A 17,321-nucleotide genomic window follows, 5' to 3' on the forward strand; every position below is an offset into this window, starting at 1 on the left:
ACACCGGGATCATCTTCATCTGCCCGTAGTCGTAATCCTTGTATCTGGCCATTCACCCGACCCTCGAATCGCTGATTTTTATGCCTTGATTTTACCAGTACGGGGGTTTTCCGACAGCCTCAACGCTTCACATCACCGGCAGCAAAAAGTGGTGTGGCTGTAGCGCAGCGAAAGCCGCGCCGCTTTTTGCTGTCCGAGTGCATGTGATTGTTATACCTTTTTTGCTAGCTGATCAAATCCAAGCAGGACACTTGGGCTGAAGGAATCAAACTGCCACCTCGGTAACTTTTGCCGATCCGCCTTATATGATTCAAGCAGTTCATTAAGATCCTCTGGTTTGTCAATCACTAATAGACATTTCACTTTGTCGAAATATCGTTTAGATATTGATCTAGCAAATATTTCAAATGCACTATGAAACCTACCAACGTAAAGGAGTGTTTCTGGCCACCATCGAGAATAGTAATCTTCGCTTTCAATCTCTGCCCTCATAAAGATCACAAAATCTGCTTGCATGAGATGTCTAAATTCAATGCCAGAGCTTTTTGATCGTTGCTCTAGCATATCTGCACGAACGGATAGGCGATTCAATTCTAATCGCTTATTACGGTGCTCTAGTGACTTCATGTACTCACGAAATACTATAAAGCTCACCATTACATTCTTTCCGTAATCAGAATTACCAGCCAAATAATACTGCTGGGTCAACAACACGTTTGCCTGATCAAAACACTCCGCTTTAAGCAGTATTGCAACCGTATATAGAAATAGCTCATGAATGATGAACTTAAAATTATCGAAATCCCACTCACTCCACTGCCTGACATTCTCAGGACGGTTCATGTACGGAATAAGTGATTCAAAAAAGCGATGTAATTTAAGGATGTTATCTTCAGATGGCGCGTAGTGACTTATGGCTATGAATAGCTGTATAGCTTCATTTCTGTAAGGAAGAAACTGCTCAACACTGTTTACCACTGCATCGTCAAATTCACCCTCAACTTCTTTTAATCTAAAACGCTCTAGATTTTCTGAAAACGCTGCAAAATATTCATCTAATGCACCAGATGCATAAGGTTTGTTTTCCCTAATTGCAGATATTGCACGCTTAAATGCAGAAGACGTACCTAATGAAATACCCTCTTTCTCGTCTAGGAAGGCAGGGCGTTTGCCAATATCTGGCTTAACATATAGAGGTTTATCAAATACCCACCGAAGAAGCTTTTCGTAGTTGTCGCCGTAGTTATCTGCCTCACTTAAATCAATGTAAATTCGGGACTTGTAGTATGTAGGTAAATACGGCTTTCCGTCCCCATCCTTTTGTGATACTACTGCAACAAATTTATCTTGCTCCTGATTGTCGTAAACTTCTTTAGATATTATTTGCGTCTCTGTTCCCACTCCTCCAGCCCTGCCGTCAGCTTTAGCGGCGTATGTTTCATCCGTAATAATTGCCACTTTTCTTATTTCAGGATCTGTGACCATTTTTTCCATAAAAGCCACTGCATCATGACCTTCTTTCAAATCCCATTTATCAAGTATGACATCTACACCTGATTCTCTTAGCTCTGTAGCAAGATCAACAACCCATTGCTCATGAGGAGCATTCGACCAACTGTACGAAATGAATAGCTTTGGTATGGACATTTGCTAAATGTTTCCTTGGGTATAACAGCAGATTATGCAGCTGGCACAATATCGGCAATATTGTGCCGGCACAATATTGGCAATATGCGGCCAAGTGCGCCATCGCCGTGCGTCGTTGATTGGGTGGTGGCTGTTTTGCAGTCCCGGTGAGTCGGACTGCGGGGGTCGCGGGGTCGCCTGAGTTGAATTGCGTGTTGCACGGTTCCTGTACCCCTTCCTGACTGAATCTCCCGATGCCTGCACCAGAAGCTAGCACGCGGCCAGCGGTGCGACAAGCAGAAGCGCCTGGTCTAGCTGCCCCGGATGGCACGACTGGCGGGCGAGGTCGGGGACGGGCCCGCGAGCGGTGCTGCGCGCAGTCGGATGCCGTGCTAGCCTGTACTGGAATAAAACACAGTATCCGACCATGCCCGCTTTTGATCGAGTTCGGCCGGCCGCCCGACCGGCGAACAACCCTGCACCCGTTGTGTCCACGCCGGCGCGGCCGGCGCGTGTGCCCGCGGACGGGCCGGCGCCGCTGTGGCTGGCTCTGGCGTTTCCGCATTTCGCGCTGGATGTGACGCTGCGCGGCGCGCCGTCGGGTGGCGAGGCGCTGCTCACGGAGGTCCGCGGCGGCATGCCTGTGGTGCATGACTGCACGGACGGGCCGGCCGCTCTCGGTGTGCATCCCGGCATGCGGCTGGCGGCGGCGCTGGCGCTGGTGGATTCGGCGCAGGTGTTCGCGCGCGATCCGCTGCGCGAGGCCCGCGCATTGCAGGCGCTGGCGGTCTGGGCGCTGGCGTTTTCCCCGCAGCTCAGTACGGACGGCGACGCGGCGCTGGTGATCGAGATCGGCCGCAGCCTGCGTCTGTTCGGCGGGCTCGAGGCGGTTCGCACGCGGGTCGCGGCGGGGCTGGGTGAACTGGGGTTCCGCGCAAGGCTCGGCATCGCGCCCACGCCCATTGCGGCGCGCTGGCTCGCACGGGCCGGGCGGGCAACGCCCTGTACGGAGCCGGCCGAACTCAGCGACGTACTTGCGGGGCTGCCGGTACAGGCCGCGGATTTCAGCGCGCGTGAACGCGAACTGCTCCAGGGGCTGGGCATCCGCTCGATCGGCGAGGTGTTGCGCCTGCCGCGCGATGGTCTTGCCCGGCGGCTCGGGCCGGCGTGGGTCCGGCGGCTGGATCAGGCGCTCGGGCGTCAGCCCGATCCGCGCCGCGCGATCACGCCGCCGAAGCGCTTCCAAAGCCGGCTGGAACTGCCGTTCGAGATCACCGCCGCGCCGATGCTGCTGCACGCCGGCCGGCGCCTGCTCGCGGAACTCGAGGGCTTTCTGCGCGGCTGCGCGCGAGTCGCACAACGGCTGGACTGGCGCATCCATCATCGTGAGGGGCCGGCCTCGCGTCTGCGCGTCGGCCTGCGCGAGCCGACCCGCGACAGTGCCCGCATGGCGACCCTGCTGGAGGCGCATCTGCACGGGCTGAGCCTGCCGGCACCGGTCGTGGCCCTGACGCTGGAGGTGAGCCAGACCCGCACGGCCGGGGAGGATCCGACGGACCTGTTCGGCACCGCTGCGCTGGAACCGCAGGCGCTGGTCGAGCGGCTGCGCGCGCGGCTGGGTCATGACGCGGTCATCGGGCTGGCACTCGACGACGATCATCGTCCCGAGCGTGCCTGGCGATGTGTCGAGCCGGAACTGAACCGCGTCGATGCCGCGACGGACACCCCGCGCCCGCTGTGGCTCGTCGATCCGCCTGAACCTCTGCGTGCGCGCGACGACCGGCCGCACGCGCAGGGCGGGGCGTTACGCCTGCTCAGCGGCCCGGAACGGATCGAGACCGGCTGGTGGGAGGCGGCAGCCGTGCGGCGCGATTACTACATTGCCGCCGATCGCGCCGGCCACCGGCTGTGGGTCTATCGCACGCCGAGCGGCGAGTGGTGGCTGCACGGGCGGTTTGACTGAGGCCCGGACAGCCCGACCGGAAAGATGCGCTTGTCTGTCAACGCGTTGCGCCGAAGACGGTCTTGAGCAGATCGCTGGTGCGCGCGACGGGGTTCTCGCGGATGCGTTTTTCTTCGCCCGCGATCATCGTGAACAGGCCGTTCACGGCCTCGTTGGTGACATAGCCGTCCACGTCCGTTGCATCGCCCTTGCCGAGCATGCTGAGCACCGGCGCGGCCTGGCCGACGAGATCCTTGTACGCGGAGGTCACGCCGGTCGCGGCGGTTGCCGATTCCACGATCGGCCGGAAGCGTTCGACCAGCGCCGGGCCGGCCTTGTCGCGGAAGAAGTTCGTGGCCGCATCCTCGGGGCCGGTCAGGATCGCCTTGGCGTCCTCGATGGACATCGCGCGGATCGCATCCGCGAAGATGCCGGCGGCCTCCGGCACGGCCTGTTCGGCGGCGCGGTTCATCGTCGTTTCAAAGGCATCGACATACGAGCCGCCGCCGATCTTGCGTGCGGTCTTGGCGATCTTGGTCATGCTCTCGGGCAGCGCGATGCGCACGAGTTCGTTGCCCAGGAAGCCGTCGGTCTTGCCCAGCGTGGCGATCGCGGTCTCGATGCCGTTGGCGAGTGCTTCCTTCAGGCCGTCGGCGACCTGGCCCTGGCTGAGGTCGGCGAGGCTGGTCGCGCCGGCCGAACCGCCACCGCCCAGCAGGTCACCCAGCCCCTTGCTCAGGCCGCCCCAGTCCAGGGCGAGCGTGGTTGACGACATGCCAGCGGAGCCGATCAGCAAGCCCAGTGCGGCCACGAGCGAACGACGATTCATTGCGGATACTCCTGTGCGGGATGCGGGCAGTCTAACGGTCCAGCCCACTGCATGCGCGCCAGAACGCCATCCGTAACGATTGTTTTATCGCGAACCGGGTGGCCGTTCCTAGCAGGCTGTTGAAAAAGGCCCATCCATGGCCTTTTCAACGTCGCAACCGAAAAGCGTGGTTTTCGGTTGCTCACGAAAATCAAACACTTGCATGTTCGATTTTCGGGCGAGACATCCCTGTCTCGCGTGATCAGGCTGTTGAAATGAGAATTTCAACAGCTGCTAGGCGTGCTATTCAGTCTTGCGGATCGGAGTTAGACTGCCGCCGCCGATCGCCGCGGGGCGACCGGCGCGGTCGAGTGCAATGCGCGGTGCGTTCCGCCCCGCCTCTTCACGAGGACTTTGAGGTGGGCGATACCTACGACGCAATCCCCTACGATTCCCAGCCGTTTTCGGACGCGCGCCCGGCCAGCCTTGCCGCGCTGGCGGCGTTGCACGGCCTCGAGCCTGCGGACCCGGCGCGCGCGCACGTGCTTGACCTCGGCTGCGCGAGCGGCGGACACATCATCCCGCTGGCGTTTTTCCATCCCGAGGCACGGTTCACCGGCATCGATCTGTCGGCCGAACAGATTCGTCAGGGCCGCGAGCTTGTCACGGCACTGAAGCTCGGCAACTGCGACTTGCGCCAGGGCGATGTCTGCGCGCTGGACCTGCCCGACGCGAGCGTCGATTACGTCGTCGCGCATGGCCTGTATTCCTGGGTGCCGGATGCCGTGCGCGGTGCGCTGCTCGAGCAGATTCGCCGCGTGCTCGCGCCCGGTGGCATCGCGTATATCAGCTACAACGCGTTTCCGGGCTGGCGGCGGCGTGGCGCCCTGCGCGATCTGCTGCTCTGGCATGTGCGCGATCACGACACGCCTGAGGCACGCGGCGCAGCGGTCGCCGCGCTGATCGGCGAGCTTGCCCCGGCGCTCGATGATCACCACCCGCTGGCCACGGAGCTTGCGCGCGTTTCGCGCATGCCCGTGTCCTATCTCGTGCATGAATATCTGGAGACGAACAACCAGCCGTTCCATCTGCACGAGTTCGCCGCGCGTACGGCATCTGCCGGCCTGCGTTATGTCTGTGACGTTGCACTGAACTGTGATCTGCCCGGTTTTTACGGCGAATCCGTCGAGGCCCTGCTGGCCGGCGTGAACGATCCCGTCGAGCAGGCCCAGTATCTCGATTTCTTTACCGACCGCGGCTTCCGGCAAAGCCTGCTGTGCCGGGACGATGCGCCGCACAGCGAACTGAACCTCGACCGGTTCCGCGGGCTGTGGCTGCTGTCCGATCTGCAACCGCGGCATAAATGCGATCTGCGCCGTGCAAAGGCGCAGGCGTTCATGGACCCGAACGGGCAGACGACCGAGGTCGTGCATCCGCTGGCCAAGTCCGTGCTGAGCCAGCTGGCCGACGCGTTTCCGCGTGCGGTCTCAATCGATGCCGCGCTGGAAACCGCCGCGGCCGAAGTGCGCCGCGCCGGCAATGCAGCGCTCGCACAACAGGCCGACGAGGCCCTGTCGGAACTGTTCACGCTGGTCGCGTATCAGGTCATCGATCTCGTGACCGATCCGGGCGCGGATCATCCGGCGCGAGACGGCGCGCTGCGCGCGAACGACCTGGCGCGTCATCAGGCGCGGCTCGGCTGGTCACATACCGCGACCCTGCATCATCGCGTGTACGGCTTCGATCCGTTCATTCGCGAGCTGCTTGGGCTGCTGGATGGAACGCTCGACCGCGAAGGGCTGATCGCCGCGCTTGTGCCGCGTTTTGCGCCGGGCCAGGCGCTTGCCGAACTCGCGCCACCGGGCAATGCGGACAATCTGCGCCGGCAGATCGCGGCGAATCTGGATCGTGTGCTGGGCTCGTTCGGGCGAAACGGATTGCTGCGTTAGGCAAACTCTGAACCATTCAGAGTTTCCCGCCGCACAGGGATGTGCCGCCATAGTCGACGTCTGCAAGCCGTCGACAATGAAAGAAAACGAAAAACCACGGTTTTTCGTGCTCAAAGCTCCGGCAATCCGGGACGGATTGATCTGAGCTTGCAGGTTTCGTGGCCCGGGGTTGATGTCGCCGGTCAGGCCGCGCCTGCGTCGATTGTGGAGAAGTCCACGATGCGGTTGCGTCCCTGACGTTTCGCGGCGAACAGTGCCTTGTCGGCATTGCCGATCGCGGTCTCCGGTGTCACGCGCGTGCCCGGGCTCATGTGGAAGCTGCCCATGCTGAGGGTCGTGATCGGTTCGCCCGGCTGCTCTTCACGCTGCTTCTGCGCGAAGCGGTCCATGAGCCGTTCGAGCATCGCCGTGGAGTGCTCGGGCGGACTCGCCTCGTAGAGCAGCAGCACGAATTCGTCGCCCGCGTAGCGCGCGGCAAAGTCGCCGGTGCGCAGGTTTCTGCGCAGGCAGCCGGCGAAATGAATCAGCATCTGGTCGCCGCCCTGGTGACCGCGGCGATCGTTGACCTTTCTGAAGTGATCGAGATCGAGAATCACCAGATGAAAACCGGCGCCGCGTTCGACCATGCCACAGATGTGGATGAGCATCTCTTCCAGATAACGCCGGTTCGGCAGCCGGGTCAGCGGGTCGTGCTGCGCCTCGTAGCTCAGGCGTGCCTGCAATTGGGAAAGCTGCGCCGCGAGATGTTCGATGTCGGACATTGCGGCGCGCGTCTCCAGCAGATGCGAGGGCGCATCCGAGGATTGGTGGCGGCCTTCGCGGACGTCGAGCAGGGTGGTGCGGATGCGTTCCAGGTCCGCGCGCATGAGTTTCCAGATGCGCGCGGAGATCGCCAGCGGAACGATGACGATCAGAACGAAGAACGCGGTCTTGAACAGGGTCAGCTGACGCGCCAGTGAGTCGGCGTCGGCCACCACCTTGTGGATGCGAAGCGCGAACTGCGAGTCGCCCAGCGGCGCGGTGAACGCCGTGGCGCCGGTGCGAATCGATCCACTGGCCGCGACGGTTCGCCCGCTGTGTTCGATGATCTCCACGCGTTCGCCGTCCTGGGTGAACGGTTTGATCCAGCGCTCGACCAGACTCAGGCGAAAGCTCATGAACAGAAAGCCTTCGTTGGGATGGCTGGCGTCCGGGATCGGCGCGATCATGTCGAAGTGTTCCAGACCGGGTAGATCGCGGTGCACGATTGGCCATGGCAAGACCTTGCCCGCGACCAGCCGCCCGACGTCCGCCTCGCAACTGGGACCGACCCGCAGGTCGTTGGCCTGTCCGACCAGGGTGCCGTCCACGTCGAAAAGTGCAACGCCGAGGCTGCCGGGCACGAAGCGGCGCACGCCGATGGCCCAGTCCTGCATGTCCATGGTGTATCCGAACGCCACCAGTTCGCGCACGGACTGTTCGGCGGCGAGTGTCTGCACGCTGGTGTGAAGCTGATCCAGCAGGTCGGTCAGTGCGTTTGCGCGCAGGGTGACGTCGCGGCGGGCGCTGGGCTCGGATTGCGGATGACTGGGGTCGTAGTAGCGCTCGACGATGCGGTAGACCACATAGATCGCGAGCAGATAGGCGGCCAGAATCCCGACCACCATCAGGATGCGCAGGCCGCGGATGGAATGCCAGAGTGCTCGAAGGATCTGCATACCTGTAGACGGTGCAAGCCCAGGGAAACGGACGCCGAACCACATCGGTCGTCCATGGCGCGCAGATCGTTCGGCCTTCTTGAGCTTAGATCATCGGCGGCGTAACACAATGAAAAATAATGGCCTGAGTCCCCTCGTGCCGTTCAGGCCCGATAGGAGAACTCGCAGTTTAAAGGGTTATCAGGCTGTTGAAATTCTCATTTCAACAGCCCGATCACGCGAGACAGGGACGTCTCGCCCAAAATCGAACACGCAAGTGCCTGATTTTTGTGAGCAACCGAAAACCACTCTTTTCGGTTGCGACGTTGAAAAGGCCATGGATGGGCCTTTTTCAACAACCCGTTATTGGCGGTCGGCTCGGTGGGCAGATTCCGTGCCGTTTGCTCAACGGCGGTTCGCGGCGGTGATGCGCCAGCACTGGTGAACCTTCGGCTGGCGTTTGAAGTCCTCGGGCGTGGTGCGCGCCGTCCAGTCCTCGATCGCAAACGCCGCGAGTGCAGCGGTATCGAGCGTGAAGCGGCGGAAATTCGTCGAGAAGATCAGTTCACCGTCCGCTGTCAGCAGACGGGCGGCGTCGGTGATCAGCCGCACGTGATCGCGCTGGATGTCCAGTACATCTTCCATGCGCTTGGAGTTCGAGAACGTCGGCGGATCAAGAAAGATCAAATCGAAGCGCGCGGGCCTTTCCGCGGCCTGTTCCAGCCATGTCTGGGCGTCCGCGCGCACGAGGCGATGGCGCTTTTCGTCCAGCCTGTTCAGGCGGAAGTTGCGCTCGGCCCAGTCGAGATAGGTGTTCGACAGATCGACCGAAACGCTCTCCGTCGCGCCGCCCAGCGCCGCGTGCACGCTCGCCGTGGCGGTGTAGCAGTAGAGATTCAAAAAACGTTTTCCGCCTGCGCGTTCGGCGATCAGCAGTCGTACCGGGCGGTGATCCAGAAACAGACCGGTGTCGAGGTAGTCGGTCAGATTCACCAGCAATCTGGCGGCACCTTCGTGCACGGGATGGAATCCCGACTGTGCGTCGAGCTTTTGATACTGGGCGCGTCCACGCTGGCGCGCGCGATGTTTCATGATCGCGTGTTCGCGTGGAATCTCCAGCGCCTCGGCAACCGCGCCGACGGCCATCACGCGCCGACGTTCCGCGCGCTCGGCATCCACGCTCTTGGGTGGATCGTATTCCTGAATGTGCGCCCAGCGCTGGGAGCCATTGGCGGTTTCCAGATCGTAGCAATCGACCGCGAATGCGAACTCCGGCAGATCGCGGTCGTAGACACGAAACGCCGCGATGCCTTCGCGCCTCGCCCAGCGGCCGAGATGCTTGAGGTTCTTGCGCAGGCGGTTGACGAACATCGTCGCCGCGTCGTCGTGCGCGGATTCGGTCTGCGTGAAATGCAGCAGGCGACACTCGATCGGGCCGTTGTAGAGCGTGTCGATGCGCTGCGGCGCGAGGCCGATGTAGCCGGCCAGCGTGGCGTCGGCCGTGAATACCGCCGCGCGCCAGCCCGGGTGTTTCGCGATGGCATCACCGAGCGCGGCGTACAGCGCGGGCAGACCGCTGTCGGCGCCGATGCGCTCGCCATACGGCGGATTCGTGATCAGGAGTCCGCCGGCGGCTTCCGGCAGTTCGAGGCCCTGGCGCAGATCGCGACGGTTCAGTGTCACGTGGTTCGCGAATCCCGCGCGGGCGAGGTTCTCCCGCGCGCGGACCAGTGCCATCGAGTCGGAATCCGCACCGCTGATCAACGGCATGCGGGCGCGGCCGGCGGCCTCGCGCGCATCGGCCTCGGCCAGCAGTGCCTGCCATGCGCCGGCGTCGTGACCGCGCCAGCCGAGGAAGCCGTAGTAGTCGCGGTGTCGGCCCGGGGCCGCATCGGCGGCGATCATTGCAGCCTCGATCAGCAGGGTGCCGGCGCCGCACAGCGGGTCGGCCAGTGCGAAACCTCCGGCCGCCAGCGCCGGCCAGTCCGCCGCCAGCAGCAGCGCGGCGGCGAGGTTCTCCTTCAGCGGCGCTGCGCCGGCCTCGGTGCGGTAGCCGCGCCGGTGCAGGCTGGCGCCGGACAGATCCAGCGACAGTCGCGCCTTCTCGCTGCGCACATGCAGATTGATGCGAATGGTCGGCCGTTCGAGATCGACCGACGGCCGCGCGCCGCCGTGTTCGCGGAACTGGTCGACGATCGCGTCCTTGACCTTCAGCGCCGCGTACTGGCTGTGCGGCAGCACCGAGCCCGCCGCGGTGCAGTCGACGGCGAGCGTGTCGGCCGGGCCCAGGTGCGCGCTCCAGTCGATCGTGCGCACGAAGTCGTACAGTGCGTCCGGCCCGTTCACGCGTGTCTCGGCCAGCGGCATCAGCACGCGACTGGCCACGCGCGACCACAGGCACACGCGATAGGCCGCGGCGAGCCCCCCCTCGAACAGCAGGGCCGCCGGGCCCTGCGCGCCGGCGTCGATGCCCATGGCGCGCAGTTCGGCGCGCAGCAGGCCGATGACGCCCTTCGGGGCGGTGACGACGAAGTTCTGGTTCAAGCGGGCGGTCTGGCGGGATGGGGCGCGCAGTTTAGCGCGAGACCGGGATGACCCGCCCCCGGCGCCCTTTCGGAAAAGGTCGAAAACTGTTTTTATATACAGTATGTCGACGCCGGCCTATGCGGAACTGCACTGTCTGTCGAATTTCAGCTTTCTGCGCGGGGCCTCGCACGCGCAGGAATTGGTCGCGCGCGCCGCCGAACTCGGCTATGCGGCGCTGGCGCTGACCGACGAGTGCTCGTTCGCCGGCAGCGTGCGCGCGCATCTGGCGGCGCGGGACTGTGGCCTCCCGCTGATCCATGGCACGGAACTGCGGCTTGCCGACGACGGCATCCGCCTGGTGTTGCTGGCGACGGACCGCGCGAGCTACGGCCGGCTCGCGGCCCTGGTCACCGCCGGGCGGCGCGCGGCCGAAAAGGGCGGCTATCGCCTGACCCGTGCCGATCTCGATGCCGCCGATCTCGCCGGCTGTCTCGCGCTGTATGCGCCGATTGATCCATTCAGTCCGGCCGCGGCGGACGACGCGCGCTGGGTCGCCGGGCGCTTTGGTGCGAGTGCCTGGCTGGCCGTGGAACTGCATCGCGAGGCCCGCGATGCCGAGCGCCTGACGCGGCTGCTCGATCTGGCCCGGCAAACCGGTCTGCGGCCCGTGGCGGCGGGCGACGTGCACATGCACCGGCGTGCACGTCGTGCGTTGCAGGACGTACTCACGGCACTGCGACTGCACACCACGGTGCAGCAGGCCGGTCGCGCGCTGTTCGCGAACGCCGAGCGCAGGCTGCGCACGCGCGGGGAACTCGCGGCCATCTATCCGCCGGAACTGCTCGCCGAGACGCTCGCGATTGCCGAACGCTGCGCATTCTCGTTCGACGAACTGCGCTACGAGTATCCGCGCGAACTCGTGCCGGCCGGCAGCACGCCGAGCCGGCACCTGCGTGAACTGAGTCTTGCGGGTGCGGCACGGCGCTGGCCCGGCGGGGTGTTACCGCAAGTCCGCGCGCAGATCGAACGCGAACTCGTGCTGATCGCCGAGCTGCGTTACGAGCCGTTTTTTCTCACAGTGCATGACATTGTTCACTACGCGCGCGGGCGCGGCATTCTGTGCCAGGGCCGTGGCTCGGCCGCGAACTCGGCGGTGTGTTTCTGTCTGGGCATCACCGAGGTTGATCCCGCGCGCGGTCATCTGCTGTTCGAGCGGTTCATTTCCAAAGAGCGCAACGAGCCGCCGGACATCGACGTGGACTTCGAGCACGAACGGCGCGAGGAGGTCATCCAGTACATCTACGGCAAATACGGCCGTGCGCGTGCGGCGCTTGCCGCGACCGTGATCAGCTATCGCGCGCGCAGCGCGATCCGTGACGTGGCGCGTGCGCTGGGTTTCGGCCCGGACCAGATCGTGCAGCTCGGCGCGAACCGTGCGTGGTGGGATCGCGAGGCGCTCGCCGCCGACCGCCTGCGCGAGCAGGGCTTTGATCCGGACAATCCGCTGATCGCGCGGCTGCGCTGGCTGGTCGACGAGCTGATCGGCTTTCCGCGCCATCTCTCGCAGCATGTCGGCGGTTTCGTCATCAGCGAGGGGCCGCTGTGCGAACTCGTGCCGATCGAGAACGCCGCGATGCCCGGGCGCACGGTGATCCAGTGGGACAAGGACGATCTCGACGCGCTCGGTCTGCTGAAGGTCGATTGTCTGGGTCTGGGCATGCTGTCGGTCATCCGCCGTGCATTCGATTTAATCCAACAACATCGTGGCCGTGCACTGACCCTCGCCAGCGTGCCGCCGGAAGACCCTGCGGTCTACGCGATGCTGCAACAGGCCGACAGCATCGGCGTGTTCCAGGTCGAGTCGCGCGCGCAGATGACCATGCTGCCGCGACTGAAACCCGAATGTTTCTACGATTTGGTCATCGAGGTCGCGATTCTGCGCCCGGGGCCGATTCAGGGCGAGATGGTGCATCCGTATCTGCGCCGTCGGCGCGGTGAGGAACCGGTCGATTATCCGAACGCCGCGGTGCGTGCCGTGCTCGAACGCACGCTGGGCGTGCCGATCTTTCAGGAACAGGTCATCGAACTGGCGCAGGTCGCGGCCGGCTTCACGGCCGGCGAGGCCGATCAGTTGCGGCGTTCCATGGCGGCATGGAAGCGCAACGGCGGGCTGGAACATTTCCGTCAGCGCCTGCTCGACGGCATGCATGCACGCGGCTTTTCCGACGAATACGCCGAACGCATCTACCGGCAACTGCTGGGCTTTGGTGCGTATGGGTTTCCTGAATCGCACGCGGCGAGCTTTGCGCTGCTCGTGTATGTCTCGGCCTGGCTCAAGTGCCATGAGCCCGCGGCGTTTGCTGCGGCACTCATCAACAGCCAGCCGATGGGGTTCTATGCGCCGGCGCAGCTCATCATCGATGCGCGTCGACATGGCGTCGAAGTGCGGCCGATCGATGTCACGCGCTCGGAATACGACTGCACGCTGGAACCGTGCAAGGGACCGGGCGGGCTTGCGTTACGGCTGGGCCTCAGGCTCGTGCTCGGGCTTGCCGAAGCCGCCGCCGAACGCATCGTGACCGCACGAATCAGGAAGCCGTTTGCATCCGTCACGGAGCTTGCACGACGGGCCGGGCTGGATCGCGGTGCGCTGGAACGCCTTGCCGCCGCCGATGCCCTGCACGCGCTGGCCGGCAACCGTCATCAGGCGCGCTGGCAGACCCGTGGCGTGGAGCCCGCCCGCGCAATGTTTGAAAACGCCGAACCGCCCGAGGGCGTGCCCATGCTGCGCACGCCGCGTGAAGGTGAATCCATTCTTGCCGATTACCGGCATACGCATCTGAGCCTGCGCCGGCATCCGCTTGCATTGCTGCGCAAACGGCTCGCGGCGAAGGGCCTGCGCACGGCCGCCGAGGTCGGCGCGTTCGAACATGGTGAATGGGCTTCGGCGGCGGGCATCGTGACCTGTCGCCAGCGCCCGGGCACGGCGACCGGCGTGGTGTTCCTGACGCTCGAGGACGAGACCGGCTATACGAATGTCGTCGTCTGGAGCCGGGTGGTCGAACAGCATCGCGCCGTGGTGCTCGGCGCGCGTCTGGTGGGGGTGGCGGGGCAGGTGCAGCGTGATGGTGAGGTCGTGCATCTCATCGCGCGCCGGCTCGAGGACCTCAGCGCGCTGATCGGCACCCTGCCGTCCGTTTCACGGGATTTTCATTGAGCGAATTTACCTGCCGGAACCAAAAAACCCCGAATCAATTACGTGGCTGGTTGGATGCTTCCTAAAGCAGCAGCGCTCCCTTTTCAAAAAAATCCGTGCAGAACTCTTCCGCCTTGAAAAGCTCCGACTTCAAGCCTGCCGCGCCGGTGCTTACCAGCGCATCATAGGTCGGCGCGGAGTCGGTGTTCGAGTATTCAGGTTTGAATTGGCACGTATCTTCAGCAACTATTTCTTTAGACTGCGTGTCAATCAGGCGCATTCTCGCCGCATAGTGAACGTGATAGTTATTCCAGTCAGAACTGAAATAAACAAAGCTCCAGTTCAGTGTCTTGATGTCAATTATGAATCTCGCGTGCTGGTAGAGATCGGACAGCGAGTCCAGCGAATCGCTGTTTGCCACTGTTGCATTGGGCAGTATCGTTACGCCTCGCCTTAGAGAAATGTACTCTGCAATCGAATTTCCGATCCTGACGGCCGGATCAGGAACATTGTTTTCTTCGATAATCTTGTTTCCTTCTGATACTGCCACTAATACCCCGAGCACACCAAAGTATGCCTTGCCGGCAGTGAAGGCCATAAAATCCGGTTTATCGTAAGCGCTCGTGGTTGTCGATGCCGACCCGAGTGCGCCAATTGCGTCACTGGAAATAGGTTGGTGTCTGACAGACGCGCATCCTGTTAACAGAATCAGGCCGACCATGGCTGGCGCGTATTTCATCAGGCTACCTCCAAAAATTACGAAAAAACACAGAATGGCGGCGTACGCCAGGAAGCGGCGGTGGCAGAGGAACGGCAAGCCCCTCTGGGTGGGGCTATGCGCTGGCGATCCATTGCTGAATGCCAGAACGAAAGAGGTTGCGAGAGGGGGATGCCTTGCCAGAACCCAGCCCGGTTTCATCGATATCCCGAGTCATTCCCCTGACACCCTGTTCGATCATGCGCTCGGCGCTCGCGGATGAAATTAGCCCTTGAGCAAGACTTCGTCAAGACGAATCAATCGAGCGAAACTGCGGTGAGGTGCCGCGTCGGTGCCGACCGGGTCACTGGTCGTTGCGCATATGCTCGGCGGTGTTGCGGAAGTACTGGTCGAGCTGCTGGCGCAGCATGCCGTCGAAGCTGAGGTCGTCCATGGCGCGGGACATGCACAGCAGCCACTGATCGCGTTCGCGCGGGCCGATGGAAACGACCAGGTGCCGGCGGCGCAGCATCGGGTGGCCGCGGCGTTCCACATACAGCGGCGGGCCGCCGAACAGGCCCGACAGGAACCAGTAGAGCTTGTCGCGCGAGCCCGTGAGATCGGGCGGGTGCAGCGCGAGGATGTCGCGCGCCTCGGGCAGGCTCGCCATGTGGTCGTAGAAGCGGTCGACGAGTTCGCGCAGGCGCCCGGCACCGCCGATGCGTTCGTACAGGGTTTCGGCTGGCACGGGGTTGATCCAGGCCGGCGCGGCTCGCGCCAGCCGTGCAGGTTTGGTCTGCGGCTACGTGATGTCAAGCCATGATCCGGGCCAGTCGGTATGCTTGGCGGCTGTGAGTGGTCCCAACATCAGTATCGAAGCGGTTCTGGAGATGCAGAACCAGCTTGCTGACAGTCAGTGGCTGGAGGCCGCGGAGCTGCGCGCGCAGCAGTTCGAAAAGGCCACCGCACTCGTCGAACATGCCTGGCGCACGGTGCCGTGGTATCGCGAGCGGCTGGCGATCGCCGGCATTCGCCCGGGCGTGCCCCTGACGGAGGCCGACTGGCTGCGCATCCCGATCCTCTCGCGACGCGAGGTGCAGGCGCTTGGCTTCTCGCTGAAAAGCGATGATGTGCCGCCCTCGCACGGCGAGGTGGTCGAGAACCGTTCCTCGGGTTCCACGGGCACGCCGGTGCGCGCGCTGGGCACGGTCTACGACGCACTGTGGTTCAAGGCCATCGAACTGCGCTTTCACCTCTGGCACGACCGCGACTTTGAAAAACCGCTTACGACCATTCGCAAGCGGCGCTGGCATACCGCGGCCTGGCCGGAAGGCGAGACGTACGAACGCTGGGGCGACATGGCGACGTTCCCGTTTCCGACCGGCCCGCGTTACGCGCTGAACACCTCGGCGAGCACGGCCGAGCAGCTGGACTGGCTCCAGCGTCGGCCGCATCACTACCTGATGAGCTATCCGTCAAACGTGCGCGCGCTCGCCCTGCATTGCCGGGAGACCGGCGCGGCACTGGCGGGGATGGCCCAGATCATCACGGTCGGCGAGGTGGTCCCCAACGAGCTTCGCGAGCTGTGTCGTGAAGTGTTCGGCGCCGTGATCACGGATGGCTACAGCGCCATGGAAGTCGGCCAGCTCGCGCTGCAATGCCCGGAGCACGAGCACTATCACGTGCAGTCCGAGCGGCTGCTGGTCGAGGTCGTGGACGACGACGGCCAGCCCTGCGGCCCGGGGCAGATCGGCCGGGTGCTGGTCACGCCGCTTTTGAACTACGCCATGCCGCTGCTGCGCTATGCCCTCGGCGACTATGCCGAGGTGGGGGCGCTGTGCGAGTGCGGACGCGGGCTGCCCGTGCTGACGCGCATCCTCGGCCGGCAGCGCAACACGCTGATCACACCGGACGGTGGGCGCTACTGGCCATCGTTCGGCACCACGACGTTTCTGAAGGTCGCGCCGATCGTGCAGCATCAGTTCGTGCAGCACAGCGTGGAACGGCTCGAAGGGCGGTTTGTGGTGAAGCGACCCCTGACGGAGCCCGAACTCGTGGAACTGCGCGAATTGATCCTGTCCGCCGTGCCATACCCGTTCGAGATCGAGCTGAGTTTCCACGATTCCCTGGAGCGCAGCGCCAGCGGCAAGTGGGAGGATTTCATCTCGCATGTCGATGCCGGGCCGCGTTAGCCGGTGGTAGAATCCTGCGTAATCAGAACTTTATTCAGGCGCGGCCGGACGCGGCGGCGCGGATACACGGGGGCTTCCAAATGAACGCAATCCACCCAAAACGACTGGCCTTTCCGATGGCGCTGGCGCTCGGCGTTACGCCGGCGTTCGCCGCGCCGACGCTCGATACCGACCCGACCAATGACGATTTCACGGGCGCGGATGTCGTCACGATCCCGTCGTTTGAGGGCGAAGTATCCTGGCCCAGCGACAACTACGATTTCTTCAAATTCAACCTGCCGCCCGGCACCCGGTTCACCCTGCTGGTGGAGAGCCTCGGTCCGCAGTCCGGCGCGTACTACTATGTTTTCGACCCCGCTCATCTTTTGGGCAACAACGTAGATTTCTCGTCGTCGATCGACGACCTTAACAACCTGTATGGAAACGGATACCTCACCGGTGCCGTACCGGACAGCGGCATGCTCGGTCTGCGTGTGGAAGGCGGCCGGATCGACGACAACCAAGAGGGCTACCGGATCACCCTCGTCGAAGCGCAGCATGTCCCGGTGGCACCCGCGATCATTCCGCTGACCGGCATTGGACTTGCGGCGCTCGCGGGTCTGCGTCTGCGCCAGCGTCGTCGCAAGGCGAAGAAAACCGCCGGCTGATTGCTCCTGCCGGCGGGTGGCTTCAGGCACGGGCACGGGCGCGGGCGCTGTTCGCCGCCGAT

The 17,321-nt window shown here is 63.3% G+C and carries 11 protein-coding genes; 5 read left to right on the forward strand and 6 right to left on the reverse strand.

The annotated features are described in order from the left end of the window. Positions 1–210: 210 nt before the first annotated feature. Positions 211–1,647: a TIR domain-containing protein gene (locus tag KDG50_13050; GenBank protein ID MCB1866342.1), complete on the reverse strand. Its 1,437-nt coding sequence runs from the start codon at positions 1,645–1,647 to the stop codon at positions 211–213. Between the two features lie 466 nt (positions 1,648–2,113). Between KDG50_13050 and KDG50_13055 the strand changes: the two genes are divergently transcribed. Then, a complete protein-coding gene (locus KDG50_13055; GenBank protein ID MCB1866343.1) occupies positions 2,114–3,589 on the forward strand; it encodes a DNA polymerase Y family protein in 1,476 nt (491 codons plus the stop codon). A gap of 37 nt (positions 3,590–3,626) precedes the next feature. Here the strand turns inward: KDG50_13055 and KDG50_13060 are convergent, their stop codons facing one another. After that, positions 3,627–4,397, reverse strand: coding sequence for a DUF4197 domain-containing protein (locus KDG50_13060; GenBank protein MCB1866344.1), 771 nt, complete (start codon positions 4,395–4,397; stop codon positions 3,627–3,629). A 398-nt stretch (positions 4,398–4,795) separates the two neighbouring features. On the opposite strand from KDG50_13060, the gene KDG50_13065 reads away from it, so the two are divergent. Continuing rightward, positions 4,796–6,325 carry a methyltransferase regulatory domain-containing protein gene (locus tag KDG50_13065; GenBank protein ID MCB1866345.1) on the forward strand — a complete coding sequence of 510 codons (1,530 nt, stop codon included), beginning with the start codon at positions 4,796–4,798 and terminating at the stop codon, positions 6,323–6,325. Positions 6,326–6,507: 182 nt separating this feature from the next. On the opposite strand, the gene KDG50_13070 is transcribed toward KDG50_13065, so the two are convergent. Beyond that, positions 6,508–8,022, reverse strand: a complete 1,515-nt coding sequence (locus KDG50_13070; GenBank protein ID MCB1866346.1) for a GGDEF domain-containing protein — start codon at positions 8,020–8,022, stop codon at positions 6,508–6,510. Between the two features lie 384 nt (positions 8,023–8,406). Further along, on the reverse strand, positions 8,407–10,545 hold the full coding sequence (gene rlmKL / locus KDG50_13075; GenBank protein MCB1866347.1) for a bifunctional 23S rRNA (guanine(2069)-N(7))-methyltransferase RlmK/23S rRNA (guanine(2445)-N(2))-methyltransferase RlmL: 2,139 nt from the start codon (positions 10,543–10,545) through the stop codon (positions 8,407–8,409). A gap of 103 nt (positions 10,546–10,648) precedes the next feature. On the opposite strand from rlmKL, the gene KDG50_13080 reads away from it, so the two are divergent. Beyond that, positions 10,649–13,744, forward strand: a complete 3,096-nt coding sequence (locus KDG50_13080) for an error-prone DNA polymerase (protein ID MCB1866348.1) — start codon at positions 10,649–10,651, stop codon at positions 13,742–13,744. A 61-nt stretch (positions 13,745–13,805) separates the two neighbouring features. On the opposite strand, the gene KDG50_13085 is transcribed toward KDG50_13080, so the two are convergent. Both KDG50_13085 and KDG50_13090 read right to left on the reverse strand, forming a co-directional pair. After that, a complete protein-coding gene (locus KDG50_13085) occupies positions 13,806–14,462 on the reverse strand; it encodes a hypothetical protein (protein ID MCB1866349.1) in 657 nt (218 codons plus the stop codon). Positions 14,463–14,784: 322 nt separating this feature from the next. Then, positions 14,785–15,141 (reverse strand): group II truncated hemoglobin, encoded by a 357-nt coding sequence (locus tag KDG50_13090; GenBank protein MCB1866350.1) that lies wholly within the window; start codon positions 15,139–15,141, stop codon positions 14,785–14,787. A gap of 130 nt (positions 15,142–15,271) precedes the next feature. Between KDG50_13090 and KDG50_13095 the strand changes: the two genes are divergently transcribed. Then, positions 15,272–16,612: a phenylacetate--CoA ligase family protein gene (locus KDG50_13095; protein ID MCB1866351.1), complete on the forward strand. Its 1,341-nt coding sequence runs from the start codon at positions 15,272–15,274 to the stop codon at positions 16,610–16,612. A 116-nt stretch (positions 16,613–16,728) separates the two neighbouring features. Further along, complete coding sequence (locus tag KDG50_13100) at positions 16,729–17,259, forward strand: hypothetical protein (GenBank protein ID MCB1866352.1); 531 nt, start codon at positions 16,729–16,731, stop codon at positions 17,257–17,259. Positions 17,260–17,321 lie beyond the last annotated feature (62 nt).

The sequence above is a fragment of the Chromatiales bacterium genome (assembly GCA_020445605.1).
In the GTDB taxonomy this organism is placed as follows: domain Bacteria; phylum Pseudomonadota; class Gammaproteobacteria; order JAGRGH01; family JAGRGH01; genus JAGRGH01.